Raw genomic sequence first — 16627 nt, forward strand, 5'->3', positions numbered from 1 at the left:
GTGTCTGAATCTGATTAAAAAAAGATTTCCAAATAACTATATTCAATGGTTTATTATTTGTTTGACAACACTGGCAAAAACCTCGATATATACCACTATGCCCATATTTATTGCCATACACATTTGAAAAAATATTCTGTGTTATTTGGTCTGGCAATTTACCAAGTAATCCGTATTATGCAATGTAGCAGATAAAATTTTAGCAATTCATTAAGAAGAATATTAATGATACAGCACATTAGGATTTTAAGCATATTTCCATTCGTGCGAATATCAAAAATTCGCACCTACGCCCCCAGTTTTGAGATGAACCGCCCACCCAAATGGTGTTCATAACCTGAAGTCTGGCATCTTGCGGAAAGCCGGAGCTGATTTTGTGACTTTGGGAGAAAATTAGAAAATCTTGGTGTGCCTGTCTATACATAGTGATGTTCTGCCACGGATGGCAGAACAAGGCAGCATCGAGTCATGGATGACTCGTTGTTGCCGTTCACGTCACTCCGAAAAAATCTAACTCAGACACACTTAGACTTTTCTTATTTTCGTACAACGGAACCAAAATTAACTCCGGCTTTGCGCAAGATGCCATTCACAAACCTGCGACTCACCATTTGGACGGGCGACACATATCTCAACAAACCATCATTTAGTGGCAGCAAAAAAGGATAAGCAAACGCTTATCCTCATTTCTGTTTCTTATTCTATGCGATTTTCCACGGATTATACAACTTTTGCGAAGCAGCTACTCCTGCTCACGTATCATTTCCTTGACTGCCACGACCTGATTTTTGACATGTTTGTGCATCGCTTCTGTCACACGCACTTTATCCTTTGTCATAAGTCCTTCCACGATCTCATTATGCTCCCGCATCAATGTCGGATAATTTCTTTCATCCTTTAAATACTCGACGCGATAGCGGTACATCTGCTCTCTTAAATTATTGAGCATATTAACAAGTTTTGGATTGCCGGTTGCCTGATAAATAATATCATGAAACTTTACATCTGCTGCCGCGATCTTTTTTAAATCTTTTGATTTGGTAGATTCCTCAAACTCATGCATTGTTTCTGTCAGGGTATCTAACTGTTCTTTCGTCATCTGTTCACATGCGATCGATGCAGCAAGTTCATCTAAGGCGTCACGGATCTGAAGCACATCCTCCATATCCTTTTCCGTCATTTTGGCTACTTCCGCACCTTTTCTCGGAATTGTGACCGCAAGTCCTTCCTGCTCTAACATACGGATTGCCTCACGGATTGGTGTACGGCTGACGCCTAACTTTGCAGCAAGCTGTAATTCCATCAGACGCTCTCCGGGTTTTAACTCTCCTTTTAAGATTGCCTCGCGCAGTGTATTAAACACCACATCCCGAAGAGGCAGATACGCATCCATATTCAGCGTCAAATCGTCTGTCATAAACCTGTCTTCCTCCATTTCTTCGCTTATCTCATGTTGTTGTAAATACTGGTCAGGTAAACCTGTTTTGCCAGTCCGGATGCCTGCATCGCCTCATATGCTGCAACCGCTTTCTCTTTATCCTCAAACAATCCGAATACGGTCGGACCGCTCCCGCTCATCATTGCCCCTGCAGCCCCATGCACCATCATATGTTCTTTGATTTCTGCAATTACCGGATAATTCGGGATTGTTACTGTTTCTAAAACATTTCCCATATCTGCGGTAACAGCTGCAAGATTTTTCTGTCTGATATCCTCAACCAGCCGGTCAATATCCGGATGAACAGTGTTTTCATCCAGTCTGAGATTCTCATATACAAACTTCGTCGATACAGAAATCTGTGGTTTTGCGATCAGCACCGGACATTTTACCATCGGTGGCAGTGCTGTAAGTTTCTCACCGATTCCCTCTGCAAGCGCGGTTCCACGCATAATACAGTAAGGAACATCCGCTCCGATCTTAACTCCGCGCTGCATCAGCTCCTCCTTAGACAGTCCAAGTTCAAACATCCGGTTCATACCATAAAGCACTGCTGCAGCATCTGTACTTCCTCCTGCCATCCCGGCTGCAACCGGAATATGCTTGTGCAGTTTTACATCGATGCCGTCCTTGATCTGAAATTCATCGATCAGAAGTTTTGCTGCCGTATAAACCAGATTATTTTCATTGGTCGGCAAAAAAGACAGGTTCGTTGTCATTGTGATCCCGCCTGCGGTCTTTTTCATTTCAAGACGATCAAACAGATGTATCGTCTGCATAACCATTTTCACTTCATGATATCCATCTTCACGTCTGCGTACAACATCAAGTCCAAGGTTAATTTTTGCAAGTGCTTTTACTGATATTTCCTTCATAATCCCCATACCATCATTATGTATTTTCGTTGTTTTTTGTATACAACATAAATCTTAACATTTTAAGACCAAAAGGTCAATTCCATCTAAATTATTTTTCCCGAAAAGCCGATATATCTTACAGAAAAAAATGCATGAACAAATCAGTCATTCATTTACTGGAATGGAGGAATTATTTATGGATATGAATGCAATTAACAGCGTAACTTCAACATTTAACAGCTATCAGACAAGTCAGGCTTCCAAGAAAGTTTCTGAGACAGCAGACAAAACAACTACCACGGATAAGACGGAAACCGGTGTTGTATATGAGAAATCTTCTCAAACTGACAAAAACACCGTCACCAAGAAAACAGACTATAAAATGGTAGAAAAATTAAAAGCAGATGCTAAACAGCGTACTTCCCAGTTACGCAGTCTGGTCGAAAAAATGATGACCAAACAGGGCACAGCCATTGCAAATGCTGATTCCATGTGGAGTTTCTTAGCAGAAGGCAACTTTACCGTTGACGAAGAGACCCAGAAACAGGCACAGGCAGATATCGCAGAAGATGGATACTGGGGTGTAGAACAGACTTCTGACCGTATCCTTGATTTTGCAAAAGCACTTTCCGGCAATGATCCTGAAAAAGCGGATCTTCTGATCGACGCATTCAAAAAAGGCTTTGATGATGCAACCAAATCCTGGGGAAAAGATCTCCCGGATATCTCTAAACGCACCTATGATGCAGTTTTAGAGAAATTTGACAAATGGAAAAATGGTTCTACCACAGAAACTGCCGGAACTGAGACAGAAAACTAATTTCTACAAAACAGACATCACATCTGATGCATCTCATAAAAAACTGCAGGGATCATATTTTCATGATTCCTGCAGTTTTTTATTATAACATTCTGCATATTGCTGCTTTTATGTTTTATGTTTTCTATTTCTCTGCTTTTTTATTTCTCTTCTAAGATTTTTTCAATACTTGCTAATTTCACGCAGACAACAAAGATCTCTGCTGCTGTTGTCAGATCCTCTAAACTTGGATAAGACGGTGCGATACGGATCACGGAATCTTTCGGATCTTTTCCATATGGGAACGGCGCACCTGCCGGAGTCATTACAACACCTGCTTTTTTCGCTTTTGCAACAACATTCTTTGCACAGCCGTCTAAAGTCTCATATGTGATGAAATAACCTCCCTTTGGTTTATACCAGGTACCTACGCCTAAACCGCCAAGTTCTTTATCAAACATGTCTGTGATCATTTCAAACTTCGGACGTAAGGATGCTGCGTGTTTACGCATATGCTCTGTGATACCATGAATGTTCTTAAAGAAACGTACATGACGGAGCTGGTTTACCTTGTCATGACCGATGGTCTGAACCTTCAACTGTTTCTTGATATCCTCTAAGTTATTTGCGGAAGTTGCGATCGCAGCAACACCGGAACCAGGGAATGTGATCTTGCTGGTGGAACAGAATTTGTATACCATATCCGGGTTTCCTGCACGCTTACATTCTGCAAGGATCTCGATCAGATGATCCTGGTCGATATCATATAAATGATGTACGCAGTAAGCATTGTCCCAGTAGATACGGAAATCTTTTGCAGCCGGTTTCAATCTTGCAAAACGGCGTACTGTCTCATCGGAATATGTGATACCCTGCGGATTAGAATATTTTGGAACACACCAGATACCTTTGATCGACTCATCTTTGCTGACTAAATCCTCTACCATATCCATATCCGGACCTGTTGGCAGCATCGGCACATTGATCATCTCAATGCCGAAATATTCTGTGATGGCAAAATGTCTGTCATATCCCGGAACCGGACATAAGAATTTTACTTTATCTAACTTGCACCATGGAGTATTTCCCATAACACCGTGTGTCATGGAACGTGCAATCGTATCATACATGATATTTAAACTGGAGTTACCATAGATAATGATATTGTCCGGATTACACTCGATCATATCGCCGATGAGCACTTTCGCCTCATGGATACCATCAAGCACACCATAGTTACGGCAGTCTGTTCCATCTTCGCAGGTTAAGTCCACATAAGATGCTAAAACATCCATCATTCCCATAGACAGATCAAGCTGCTCCTGGGATGGCTTTCCTCTGGACATATCAAGTTTTAATCCGCGCTGCTGGAATTTCTTGTACTCTGCCTCGAGTGATTTTTTTTCGGCTAACAGTTCTTCCTTTGTCATTTCCTGGTAAGATTGCATTGTTTGCTTCCTCCTCTTGGTTTTCTATACATTATTTATCATTCATGGAATATTCCCCTTTTATCTTATGGAAATATTCCCTGATCTGCTGTTCATAACCGTTCTCTGACGGTCTGTAGAACTTCCGGTCAGTCAGTCCGTCCGGCAGATACTGCTGTTCTACATAATGATTCGGATAATCATGCGCATATTTATATCCTATGCCGTGACCGAGTTTGGATGATGATTTGTAATGGGCATCCTGCAAGTGGGACGGAACCGGTGCTGTCATAGTATTTTTCACTGTTTCCATCGCCTCACTGATCGCATTGACTGCGGAATTGCTCTTTGGCGCGCTCGCCACATAAGTGACTGCCTGGGCTAATATGATCTGCGCTTCCGGCATCCCGATACGCTCTACTGCCTGTGCTGCCGACGTTGCAACAACAAGTGCCATCGGATCTGCATTGCTCACATCCTCCGATGCACAGATCATGATCCTTCTTGCGATAAATTTGATATCCTCCCCCGCATACAGCATTCTTGCTAAATAATAGACTGCCGCGTCCGGATCAGAGCCGCGCATGCTTTTGATAAACGCGGATACCGTATCGTAATGGTTATCACCGGACTTATCGTACTTTACCACACGTTTCTGTATACATTCGGAAGCAACGGAAAGCGTGATATGTATGAACCCGTCCTCACTGCGTTCCGTTGTCAGTATTCCAAGTTCTACCGCAGTCAATGCTGCACGTGCATCGCCATTTGAAATATCTGCAAGAAAATCCAATGCGTCCTCATCAATGACGGCATGGTATGCGCCCATACCCTTTTTCTCATCGTTTACTGCCCGTAAAATAAGAGTCTTAATATCCTCTTTTTCCAGACTTTTCAGTTCAAAAATGATCGAACGTGAAAGAAGAGCACCGTTTACTTCAAAATAAGGATTCTCGGTCGTTGCACCGATCAGAATGATGGTTCCGTCCTCCACAAACGGCAGAAGATAATCCTGCTGTCCCTTATTAAAACGGTGGATCTCATCAATAAACAGGATCGTCTTTTTTCCAAACATCCCCATGTTATTCTTCGCCTTGGAAATAACATCTTCCATGTCTTTTTTGCCTGCGGAAGTTGCATTCATCTGCAGAAATTCAGCACTTGTAGAGTTCGCAATGACCTTTGCAAGTGTTGTCTTGCCCGTTCCCGGAGGTCCGTAGAGGATAATGGAACTTAGCTTATCCGCCTTGATCGCGCGGTACAGTAACTTGTCCTTCCCGATAATATGCTGCTGTCCTACCATCTCATCTAAAGTTGCCGGACGCAGACGCGATGCAAGCGGCGATTCCGTTTCTTTTTTCTGTTCTCTCATATATTCGAATAAATCCATGTTTCAACCTGTCTTTCTGACACATACATTTGCTCTTTTTGCATTTTTCTTTCTGCAATCCTGCATTTTTGCGTCTAAATATTTATTTTTTTGCATTACTTCCTGCAAATATGACAGATCAATTTTTCAAAAATTCATTCATCTATTACCATACAGGAAAATATACGCTTTTGCAAGACGTAAAATTATTTTCTCCGTTCTGTATGATTTTCTCTGAAAATCTGTCACTTTACTGTGCAAAAGCATATACGTACTTCTGAAATGCCTCTCCACGTTCCTCAAAGTTTTTAAAATAACCATAAGATGCTGCTGCCGGTGAGAGAATACAGGCACCTCCCGGCTCTGTCATCTGCACTGCTGTCTCAACTGCCTGCTCTAAATCTTCCACATAAACACAGTTCTCACAGTCACCAACTTCCCCGAAAATACGTTTACCGGATGCATATGCACAGATAAACTGAAATTCCCTGTGTTCCCTGATAAATGTGATCAGAAGATCATAATTGATCCCACGGTCCATGCCTCCGATCAAAATAGTCTTTGCATCCGGAATACTCATTGCTGCATTTATGGCAGCCTCCGGAATTGTTGAGATGGAATCGTCAAAGTATCTGACTCCTCTGTAGGTGCCAATATACTGCAGCCGGTGCGGCAATCCCTCAAACTCTGCCATGCTCTTTAACACTGCCTCTTTTTCACATCCAAGCAATTCCGCCACATGTTCTACAAACTGCGCATCATACTGGTTATGCTCCCCGGCAAGTTTCAGTTTATAATGCACATCTTTCGGCTGATGAAGCACTGTCTTTTCCGCTTTTGTCTCAATCTTCGGTACATTTTCCCCGACAAAGAAAAAGTCTCCACTTTTCTGATACGCTGCAATATGGCTTTTTGCCTCAAAATATTTTTCTACCGTCCCATAATAGTCAAGGTGTTCCTCATAGAGATTTAAAAAGATTGCAATATGCGGTGACACATTCGTATGCGCAAGCTGGTGGCAGGACATCTCATAGACAATGATCGTATCTTCTGTCACTTCCTCGAAATAATCAAGACAAGGCTGTCCGATATTTCCGAGAAGCAGCACCGGTCTGCCGCTGCATGCTTTTAAAACGGTATAAAGCATGGCAGATGTCGTGCTTTTTCCTTTTGTGCCTGTGATTCCGATCACCTGGTCACGAAACTGCTGCAAAAACAATTCTGTTTCTGAAGTATATTTCGGATTTTCTTCCTTCATCACAATGCCAGGACTCTTTATGATAAAATCATAAGCATCCTCATTGATCTCTTCTCTTTTTCCTTCAAATATATCCACAGATGCCGGTTTTGCACATCTTTCCAGGAAGTGCTCTGTCGCTTTTCCTTCTCTGCCGTATCCCCAGATCAAAATCCGTTTTCCATCCAACTCGCTGATGATGTCCATTTTTATCTCCATTTCTCCATGCACGCATATTCTATTTTGGTGCATCCTGCAATTTCTTTTTTACTTTAAAATTCATTTCCGGCTTTTATGCCCTATGCCCGGCTCATAAATTCTTTTAAGACTTCTAAAAAATGCTCCGGCACCTGATTTTCAGATACCCATTCAGAAAGCATCTCATCTAACTCTCCCGGAGCAGCTTCGATCGTTTCTTTATAGCGCTCGGTTAAAAGACTCTTTCCACCGCGTGCAATAAATGTCTTTAATGCAACAAGGACTTCACGTCTTGTTCCCACACATTCAAATGGTTTATTCTCTTCAATTCCTGTCAGCTCCCTGAAATCAAGATCCAGTGAGTCTTTTTCTAACAGATTCTCTCCAAAAATGTGTACCAGATCTTCCTGTGATAAAAACGGCGTTAAAATAATATAGACAAATAAACATTTCGGGCAGTTGCAGCACCAGATTCCCTGCTTACTTCCCGCATTACAGCTCCGAAATACCTCATGATAATTCTTACACTTTGAAAACAGCCATGCGATCTGCATCTCGGTGAGCGGACGAAGAAGACTGAAATAGTGGATATCTGAATCCGTCACTTCTTTGATATATGATACAAAATCCTGCTCAAATTCAAAACTCTTTGAATACTGATGGTTGACAAAAGAATCCTTTACCGTTGTCTCATTTGCACTCGTCTCATTCGAAAGCACGATATAGCGGTTGCCACTCAAAAATGCTGAAATAAACGATGAAAACGCCACAACAGCAGAAAACGGAATATGTCCGTTTAAATACCCTTCTGCATTGAGCTCTAATATTTTTTTATCAAGGATACGCTTTGCAGCATAATCTCCCTGTTTATGATCACAGACTGCAATGACGTTTTTCGTAGTCGCATTACCGTTGATACTGTATGTGGTGATCTTCTCTCCCTTTAATACTTCCAGCGAAACAACGGAATCCTTTCCACCACCGACTGATACCAGACATCCGTCATAGGAATGTGTATCATGGATCGGTACATCTTTTTTCTCTTCACACTCGATCGTTACAAGATCTTCCTCTGAAACCACAATCCCATTACGGTACATAAACTCACCAAGTCCATTATAGTATAACTTTTTCCACCATTTTTTCTGTTCAGCGGAAAGTGTTCCACAAAGTATCTTTAACTGTTTCGGACAGGCACATTTCCAGTAACTGATCGTCTCTGCCATTCCAAGGTGAAACGCAAGTGCATTTAAGATTGTCTCATCCACGCGCTCCGCAGCCGGAAACTCCCATTTTGACTGAAATTCACACAGTCCCGGTATCTCAAAGTGATACACGATATGATATGCATTTTCGATATACTCCACCGAATAATCTTTATATAAAAAAGAATCATATTGATTTCTGAAATCCTCAAACTTTGACAACGTAAATCCTCCATTCCAGACGCGATACGTCCCAGACCTATTTTTATTATATGAAATAACCGTCCGCTATAAACATCCACACCGCAAAGCAGACTCTAGAATATCATAGCACACATCCTTGTAAAAGTCGATAGCAGAGGGACGCACAAACAGCGTCCACCAAAAAAGGAGTGGGCTTTTCGCCCACTCCCTATACGGTCATTCAATTAATTTTTCTTGCCAAGTGTTACAGAGATCGTCTGCTCCTGATATTCACCATTTGTAGAACGCTGAATCTTCACATCAACGGTTGTACCTGCTTTATAATACTCCATTGTAGATGACAGTTCTTCCATGGAACCGATCTGTTTTCCATCGAATTCTGTGATGATATCGCCTTTCTGGATGCCAGCCTGCTCTGCTGCGGAACCACTTGTTACCTGTGCAACATAAACACCGGATGGCATATTATATGTCTTTGCAACATCATCTGTCACATCGACGCCTGCAATACCAAGGTATGCACTGTCAGATTCATCTACTTTTTCTTTCGTGATCAGATCATTGATAATAGGTGCTGCCGTATTGATCGGGATCGCATATCCGATACCCTCTACCGAAGTATCAGAATATTTTACAGAGTTGATACCGATGACCTCACCGTTTGCACTGAGTAATGCACCACCACTGTTACCAGGGTTGATAGCTGCATCTGTCTGGATCAGTTCTGCGGTATAACTCGTATCACTCTCTGAATCACCGACGGATACCTGACGGTTCAATGCACTGATATAACCAACAGTTACAGACTGTCCATAACCAAGTGCATTACCGATCGCGATACAGGAATTACCAACTTTTAAGCTGTCGGAATCACCAAGTGTAGCTACTTTGATGTTATTCATGGTGTCACTCTCAATGCTGCTTAAAGCGACACGGATGACTGCAAGATCTGTAGATGGATCTGTTCCCTTTACTTCTGCGCTGACGGTTGACTCATCATTAAAGGTAACTGTCAGGCTGTTTGCACCGTTTACCACATGATTATTGGTTGCAATATAAAGATAATCATTATCCTGGCTTACAATAATACCTGATCCACAACTTGTGCTCTCATAAGTCTGTGGCATACCGCCCCAGAAGCTCTGGTATTCTGTCTCGCTCACATTGGTGATTGCCACGATAGACGGCATTACGGATGATACAATATCAGATACATCCGTTGCAACGTAATTCGATGATGTGGAAGTTGCCTCCACCTTGCTGTCTGCCTTTGTCAGTGAATTCTGACTGCCACTGCTCTCTGCCACGCTCTCATCATTTCCAAATGCCTTGGAAGATACAAGATGTACGCCCTCAAATGCAGTACCGGATACCAATCCAAATACTAAAGCAATAGCTGCGCTTTTTGCAAGTTTTGTTCCAAATCCACCCGGTTTTTTTTCTCTTTTCTTTTTCTGATTTTTGCCGGTCGGCTGTGCATTCTGATAAAATGCATTGCCAGTATTCTGATATCCTCCATTTTGATATCCGGTATTCTGGTAAGTACCATTCTGCTGATAGCCGGTATTCTGATATGTGCTATTCTGATATGCACCACCCTGCTGATATCCTGTGTTCTGTGAATATGAACTGCTGTTCTGATAAGAATTCTGGTAATGGTTTACGTTTCCTTCATTCGTGTGTTCTGTCTGCTGGCTGTTCTGGCTTCCGTTATTGTATGAATAGAAGGAATCCGAAGACCCATTCTGATTGTTGTTATTGTTATAATTGTTACCATCCATAACGATTTCTCCTTTCGTATTCGGAATTTCTTTTCCTTTTCTGATTATGAGTGTACAGAGAAATTGTGTTCTATTTGTGACAAAACAATCAAAAAAATATGTTTTTATTTTCAAATGTAATTTATGATCTGATGCAAAATATTCCAGACACCAAGACCTGCCATAATGGAATAAAACAGATCCCGCCATTTCTTTTCAGGGATTTTAAATACCAGAGCCAGCATGATAAACATACACATCCAGTCTGTCAGATAATAAACCCTTGCACCGGACGCATAGATCGTCGGCGAAAAATGCATGATTGCTTCACTTGCAATTCCACCAAGCCATGCCAGCACAAGTACTACACTGTGTTTTGAAACTTTCCATATCAATATGCAGGTAAATAAAAGTGCCACAATCCACCAGCACATTGCAAACCAGTTTGCCGCCTGCATATCTTCGATCCGCGGTACCTGATCAAGCCGCACTGTAATATCCTTAATATGAAGCCCACAGTCTGAAAATATTTCGATACCAAAAAATGGAAGTATTGCAGTGAGTAAAAACAGACCTGCCCCAGTCACACATACCAGATCTGATGTTTTTCTTTCATTTTTACATAAAATATGCAGGATTCCCGTCAACCAGATTCCTGCTAACAACAGGCGGTTCTCATTTGCAAAAGAAGACACCAGCCATTGCACAGTAATAAAAAAATGCTGCCCAAATGAGAGTTCATTATACTGCGGCATCCAGTTCTGCACTTCCGATACAACCCGGATATCATTTCCCGGTGCCAGAAACAGAATGATAAATGCCACGACAGTCACCGCAGTCTGTGCAATAAGAAGGATATTTCTGATCCGTTCATTTTTCCCCGGATGTTTTTTACATCCATATTGCCTGACTGCAGCCACCAGTACTGCCAGCACCTCAAACGTCAGCAGTACCGCTGCCATCTGTTCGATTGACATGCTTGCAAGAATCGCACAGGGGATGGAATAGAAAAAATGTTTTGTGTTTCCCACTCCCGTATCAAACACAATATCTGCAACCGGGATCAGAGCCCAGATCCCACAGGTAAATGACCAGGTGTAAAAAATAGATCCGTTGATCCATATTGCCGCATATCCAACGGTCATAATCGCCATCAGAAGATAACCGCACACCACTGTAAGTGTCGGTCCCGCCAGAAATCTTTCTGTACGAATCCCCGCTGCTTTTTCTGCCAGTTTCAGAACACCGCATGGAAGAAGTACGATCATCATGGCATTTACAACACGCCAGAACCAGATTCCCAGTGTAAACGCAGCATATACCATCGCTTCTCCAGACATTCTTCCCACCCATGTCGTATAACGCCAGCTCAGATATTCCAAAAATCCCATTTCATGTGTATACTGATAAAAAAAGGCATCGTCGCCATCGGAATACCCCACCTGCGTCAGCAGGAGGAATACTCCCATAAACATCAATGCCCAAAATAAAACTTTTTTAGAAGTCTCTTTCATAATTTACCTATTCCCGTCTGATACTTCCTGTTTCCACATACGTCTCCAGTAATCCGGACTCATCGTGCACTTTAAAATCTGTTTTCTGCTCAGCTTTTTATATCTTTTTCCGAGCCAGTACCCCGCATATTTTCCAACACACATGATTCCAAGTTCAAAAATAAGATGTGGCTTTCCAATCGAGCACAAATACTTCATAGTACTCTTTACCAGCTTCATTCCCTCCACTTCCGAACTGATCTGTTCAAATATCTCAGGATGCATGGTCTGTGAGACAGCCAAATCAAAATTCCGGTGGAACTGCTGTTTTACTGTATAATTGTGGGAATGAATCACTTTCGCGTCCGCTTCATATTTTACATAATATCCTGCAAAAACTGCTTTTGCCGCAAAAAACATATCTTCATTAAAAATAACCGGTGACTCGAATCCTCCAAGCTCACGAAACAGATCCACCCTGTAAGCTGCACATACATCAGAGCAGAAAAATGTTTTAATGCCAAGTTCTTTTATATCATCTTTTCCTTTTTTTCTGCTTTTATCCGGATAATTAAAAGATCTTGTATAGCGCTCTACAATGCGGCAGTTCTCATTTGGAAGCTGTCTTGCATAACAGACTGCTGTATCCGGTTCCTCTAAGCCTGCTGCCAGCCGTTCAATCAGATCCGCATCTGCAGGGACTGCATCCTGTGTCATAAAAATAACAACATCTGCATCGGAATGATCTGCGCCATACATTCTCGTTCCACCATGGTCAAATGTTTCTTTGCTGACATGATACAGTGTATATTCACATGGAAGTGCCTGCAGGCACTGTTCAATTGGATACTTTGCTACAGCCTCTCTCCATAATGCTTCTTCTGTATTTAAAATAAGAACCCTATGAACGACAAAGGTCTGCTCCTGCAGTTTTTGCAGGAGCAGACAAAATGTGTCATCCGGTCTGTAAGTCGGTATGATCAGATCTGCTTTCATTAATATCCTTCTCCCTGATGGAATCCGGTATCATTGACAATCTGAGCACTGTTATTCTTGACTGTATCGGTCGGTGCATATTCATTATCATCGTATAAAAATACATGAAGCTGTTTTACATTGGATTCAAGATCACATGGTACAACAACGCTTCCCTTATTTCCAAGTGTTGTCGTATTCTTCTCAAATGGGAATCCTGTTGTCTCGCCAAGGCTGTAATTAAATACCTGTGCAGCCAGAGAGATCAGCTCTGTATTTGAAAAACTTGTCTTGATATCACCAAATACTTCATCGAGCAGGCTGTTGATCGTAGTAAGATTTGCTTTCTGGGCTTTCTGTACCATTGCAGTAAGAACTGTACGCTGGCGTTCTGTACGTTTATAATCATCTCCTGCAGTATAACGGATACGCGCATATGCACATGCCTGAACACCATCCATCTCTACGTTTGTTCCGCCGCCGGATAAATATTTTGAATTATGTTTTGTCAGCTTATTGATCTCATCCATGTAACCATGCATTAATACAGCCTCGTCATCGGATACCTCCGGAATCGTAACTCCTCCAAGAAGATCTACACATTCCACAACTGCATTAAAGTCCACTGTTACATAATCGGTAATGTCCATATCCAGGTTTTTATTTAACATGGTAATTGCCTGCTCCGGACCACCTTTTGCATATGCGGAATTACATTTCTTAAAAGTACCGCCTCCGATATCCAGATAACTGTCTCGATATACAGATACCAGCTTTACCGCATGTGTATCATTATTGATACTTGCGATCATGATAACATCACTGTTACCTTTGGAGAGATTACCGTTTGAACGGTTATCAAGACCAAACAGTGCGATTGTTGTATAACCTGCCATGATTTCCTGTGACTCCGAAGATAATCCCTCATTTACCTCGATATCTTCTTTATTGAAGCTTGTGTCCTTCTCAATCTTTGAAAGTTTTACTGTGACAAACAGCACTGCTGCAAGAATCAGTAAAACAAAAATCTCTATCACAACAATGATGATTCTGTTTTTCTGCTTTTTCTTTCTTTTTCCATTCCTGCTATGTGCCCCATTTCTTCCCTGTACTGTTTTACTCATAAATGTTTTCTCCTAATATGCATTTTTATTTATAAAACCTTTGAAGACGGTAAGAAACAGGATCTTAATATCCAGCCCTATCGTCCAGTTTTCAATATAATAAAGATCATGCTCGATCCGCTTGCGTATGGATGTGTCACCCCGGTATCCATTGACCTGTGCCCATCCGGTCATACCGGGACGTACCTGATGTTTGATCATATAACGCGGTATCTCTTCCCGGAATTTTTCCACATACTGTGGCCGTTCCGGTCTTGGTCCCACAAGACTCATATCGCCTTTTAACACATTAAATAACTGTGGAAATTCATCCAGGCTTGTCTTGCGCAGGAATCTGCCGATCTTTGTGATCCGCGGATCATCTTTATGTGTCCAGCCCTTGCGTTCTTCTTCCTCTGTCTGCACATACATGGTGCGAAACTTATACATGCGGAATGGCTCATTGTGCAGTCCGACACGCTCCTGTTTAAAGATCAGCGGTCCTTTTGAAGTCACCTTGACTGCTATTGCGGTAAGCAGCATAATTGGCGAAAAAAGCACGATACAGAGCAGTGAGCCAATAATGTCCATACACCGTTTTACAAGTGCATTAAACGTATTTGACAACGGCACATAACGGATATTGATAACAGGAAGTCCTAAAAGATCCTCCGTATACGGCTTTGTCGGAATGATATTTCCATAATCCGGAATAAATTTAGTATGAACTCCGGATTTTTCACATTCCGCAACGATCTTCTCCAACTTATAATATTCTTCAAGTCCAAGTGTGATCGCAATCTCATCTAATTTATTCTCCGGCAGAATATAAAGCAGATTGCCAATACTTCCAATAACCTTTATCCCCTTATAAGTTGTCCCTCTCGCTATATTGTCGTCTAAAATCCCCCTGACATTGTACCCCCACTGCGGATTCTGCTGTATCCGGTCTATATACTGCTCAGCGGCACGCGAATATCCCACAAGTAGAACATGCTTAAGGTTATAGCCGTTTTTGCGTATCGTGCGCAGAAACTGACGTATCAGCAGACGTAATACATCTTCTAATACCGTGTTGATCGCAAAGAAATAAAAGAACATCTCACGTGAGAAATTTCGAAACTGCTCCACATAAGACTGCAGGTTGTACAATACTGTAAAAATCAACAGAAAGCCTACAATATTCGCCATCACGATATTGGAAAACTCCAACCGCCGTCCCTGTACCCTCTTTGGCGCATAAAGATTAAACGCATAATACAAGATCAGATACAATGGAATGATTACGATCAGTGCCCTCATGTAAAATCCCAAAGACAATGCACCGCCCGGTGAGTCCAAAATACCGCTCGAAAACTTCAGCCACCATGCTATGATATATGATACCGCAATGACAAACGCATCTATGATCACATGCAGTCTGTTAAAATGCTGTTGATTATCTTTTATCATAATGTCATCCTTTTTTCATTTTCAAGCTACCATAAAAATAATAATACAATAATTTTCCATAAAGCACAACTTCTTTTTCTTAAAACTCTTGTCACAATTTCTTAATTATTTCTTTATTATTCTTTGACGCTCAAACGATTTTTCCTGTTATCTGTGCGATAACACACGAAATATATTTGTAATGAGTTCCCACTCAATTTTTACATAATTGCGAAGATTCCCCGCCTTAAAATGAACTTTTCTGCATTTTTTACACTGCGTAATTCCTTCTGTGATCCCTTTCAGATAACAATGACCAAATCCTTTTCTGCAGAAAAACAGCCACTTGACCAGAACACCTGCAAGTAAAAACGGCAGATTGATCAAAAGCTGCAACACTGGCATATTTTTATGGATCACATACATGGAGTTGCGTGCAGCAAGAAATACTTTTTTTTCATTATAGCGTGAGCCTGTCGTAGCACTTCCGACATGATACACCTTCGCCCCCGGAATATAACAATTGCGATATCCTGCGATTTTTGCACGGTATCCAAGATCAAGATCCTCCAGATAGGCAAAATGATTTTCATCCAGCACACCGATCTTCTTTAACACAGACATCCGGTAAATGGCCGCGCCGCCACAGCAGGAAAATACTTCCTCTGGTTTTCCATAATCTGCAGCCGGTCTGCCTTTTCCCCGTGCCACTGCCCAGCCTGGCAGCGTATAAAGGTCTCCTGCATTATCAATCAGATCCCGCTGTCTGAAATCAAGCATCTGCGCTCCACAGGAAAAAATATGTTCCGACTGCCTGATTCCTTTTAGCAGTTCCTCCACAAAATGTGGTTCTGCCTCTGTATCGTTATTCAAAAGGATTGCATAGGGTGTTTCCGTCATTTTAAAACCAAGGTTTACCGCTCCACAGAACCCGGTATTTTCCGGCAGTGCGACCATTTCCATATCCAGGCTTTCCGATGTAACTAAAGTGCTTCCATCTGTGGAGCCATTATCGATCACAAGCAGTTTAAATTCCCGGCAGGTCTGCCGTTCCAGTGTTTTTATGCAGTTTTCCAAAAGTTTTTTTCCGTTATAATTCGGAATGATAATCGTAACTTCCGTCATCCATCC

At 41.8% G+C, this 16627-nt stretch carries 13 protein-coding genes; 1 reads left to right on the forward strand and 12 read right to left on the reverse strand.

The annotated features are described in order from the left end of the window. Window positions 1–742 precede the first annotated feature (742 nt). Both DXA60_RS09175 and ispE read right to left on the reverse strand, forming a co-directional pair. Complete coding sequence (locus tag DXA60_RS09175) at window positions 743–1417, reverse strand: GntR family transcriptional regulator (RefSeq protein WP_186900142.1); 675 nt, start codon at window positions 1415–1417, stop codon at window positions 743–745. 26 nt (window positions 1418–1443) lie between these two features. Then, on the reverse strand, window positions 1444–2322 hold the full coding sequence (ispE, locus tag DXA60_RS09180; protein WP_117920965.1) for a 4-(cytidine 5'-diphospho)-2-C-methyl-D-erythritol kinase: 879 nt from the start codon (window positions 2320–2322) through the stop codon (window positions 1444–1446). A 154-nt stretch (window positions 2323–2476) separates the two neighbouring features. Between ispE and DXA60_RS09185 the strand changes: the two genes are divergently transcribed. Next, window positions 2477–3115 carry a hypothetical protein gene (locus tag DXA60_RS09185; RefSeq protein ID WP_117921040.1) on the forward strand — a complete coding sequence of 213 codons (639 nt, stop codon included), beginning with the start codon at window positions 2477–2479 and terminating at the stop codon, window positions 3113–3115. A gap of 140 nt (window positions 3116–3255) precedes the next feature. Here DXA60_RS09185 and DXA60_RS09190 read toward each other — a convergent pair whose 3' ends face one another. The 10 genes from DXA60_RS09190 to DXA60_RS09235 all read right to left on the reverse strand — a co-directional run bounded on the left by DXA60_RS09190 (window position 3256) and on the right by DXA60_RS09235 (window position 16621). Next, window positions 3256–4542 (reverse strand): aminotransferase class I/II-fold pyridoxal phosphate-dependent enzyme, encoded by a 1287-nt coding sequence (locus tag DXA60_RS09190; RefSeq protein WP_117920966.1) that lies wholly within the window; start codon window positions 4540–4542, stop codon window positions 3256–3258. Window positions 4543–4573: 31 nt separating this feature from the next. Further along, window positions 4574–5911: a replication-associated recombination protein A gene (locus DXA60_RS09195; RefSeq protein ID WP_117920967.1), complete on the reverse strand. Its 1338-nt coding sequence runs from the start codon at window positions 5909–5911 to the stop codon at window positions 4574–4576. A gap of 229 nt (window positions 5912–6140) precedes the next feature. Next, on the reverse strand, window positions 6141–7334 hold the full coding sequence (locus DXA60_RS09200; RefSeq protein WP_243006829.1) for a Mur ligase family protein: 1194 nt from the start codon (window positions 7332–7334) through the stop codon (window positions 6141–6143). Between the two features lie 92 nt (window positions 7335–7426). Continuing rightward, the gene (locus tag DXA60_RS09205; protein WP_243006830.1) at window positions 7427–8752 is read right to left on the reverse strand and encodes a hypothetical protein; all 1326 of its coding nucleotides are present in this window, start codon (window positions 8750–8752) and stop codon (window positions 7427–7429) included. Window positions 8753–8958: 206 nt separating this feature from the next. After that, a complete protein-coding gene (locus DXA60_RS09210) occupies window positions 8959–10515 on the reverse strand; it encodes a S1C family serine protease (RefSeq protein ID WP_117920970.1) in 1557 nt (518 codons plus the stop codon). A gap of 110 nt (window positions 10516–10625) precedes the next feature. Continuing rightward, on the reverse strand, window positions 10626–12008 hold the full coding sequence (locus DXA60_RS09215) for a DUF6056 family protein (protein ID WP_117920971.1): 1383 nt from the start codon (window positions 12006–12008) through the stop codon (window positions 10626–10628). Between the two features lie 3 nt (window positions 12009–12011). Further along, on the reverse strand, window positions 12012–12983 hold the full coding sequence (locus tag DXA60_RS09220) for a glycosyltransferase family 2 protein (RefSeq protein ID WP_117920972.1): 972 nt from the start codon (window positions 12981–12983) through the stop codon (window positions 12012–12014). After that, the gene (locus DXA60_RS09225) at window positions 12983–14086 is read right to left on the reverse strand and encodes an LCP family protein (RefSeq protein ID WP_117920973.1); all 1104 of its coding nucleotides are present in this window, start codon (window positions 14084–14086) and stop codon (window positions 12983–12985) included. The genes DXA60_RS09220 and DXA60_RS09225 overlap by 1 nt, the downstream gene beginning before the upstream one ends. A 12-nt stretch (window positions 14087–14098) precedes the next feature. Further along, the gene (locus tag DXA60_RS09230) at window positions 14099–15517 is read right to left on the reverse strand and encodes an undecaprenyl-phosphate glucose phosphotransferase (RefSeq protein WP_117920974.1); all 1419 of its coding nucleotides are present in this window, start codon (window positions 15515–15517) and stop codon (window positions 14099–14101) included. A 147-nt stretch (window positions 15518–15664) separates the two neighbouring features. Next, window positions 15665–16621: a glycosyltransferase family 2 protein gene (locus tag DXA60_RS09235; protein ID WP_117920975.1), complete on the reverse strand. Its 957-nt coding sequence runs from the start codon at window positions 16619–16621 to the stop codon at window positions 15665–15667. Window positions 16622–16627 lie beyond the last annotated feature (6 nt).

It is taken from the genome of Roseburia sp. OF03-24, from assembly GCF_003463035.1.
Taxonomy (GTDB): Bacteria; Bacillota; Clostridia; order Lachnospirales; family Lachnospiraceae; genus Roseburia; species Roseburia rectibacter.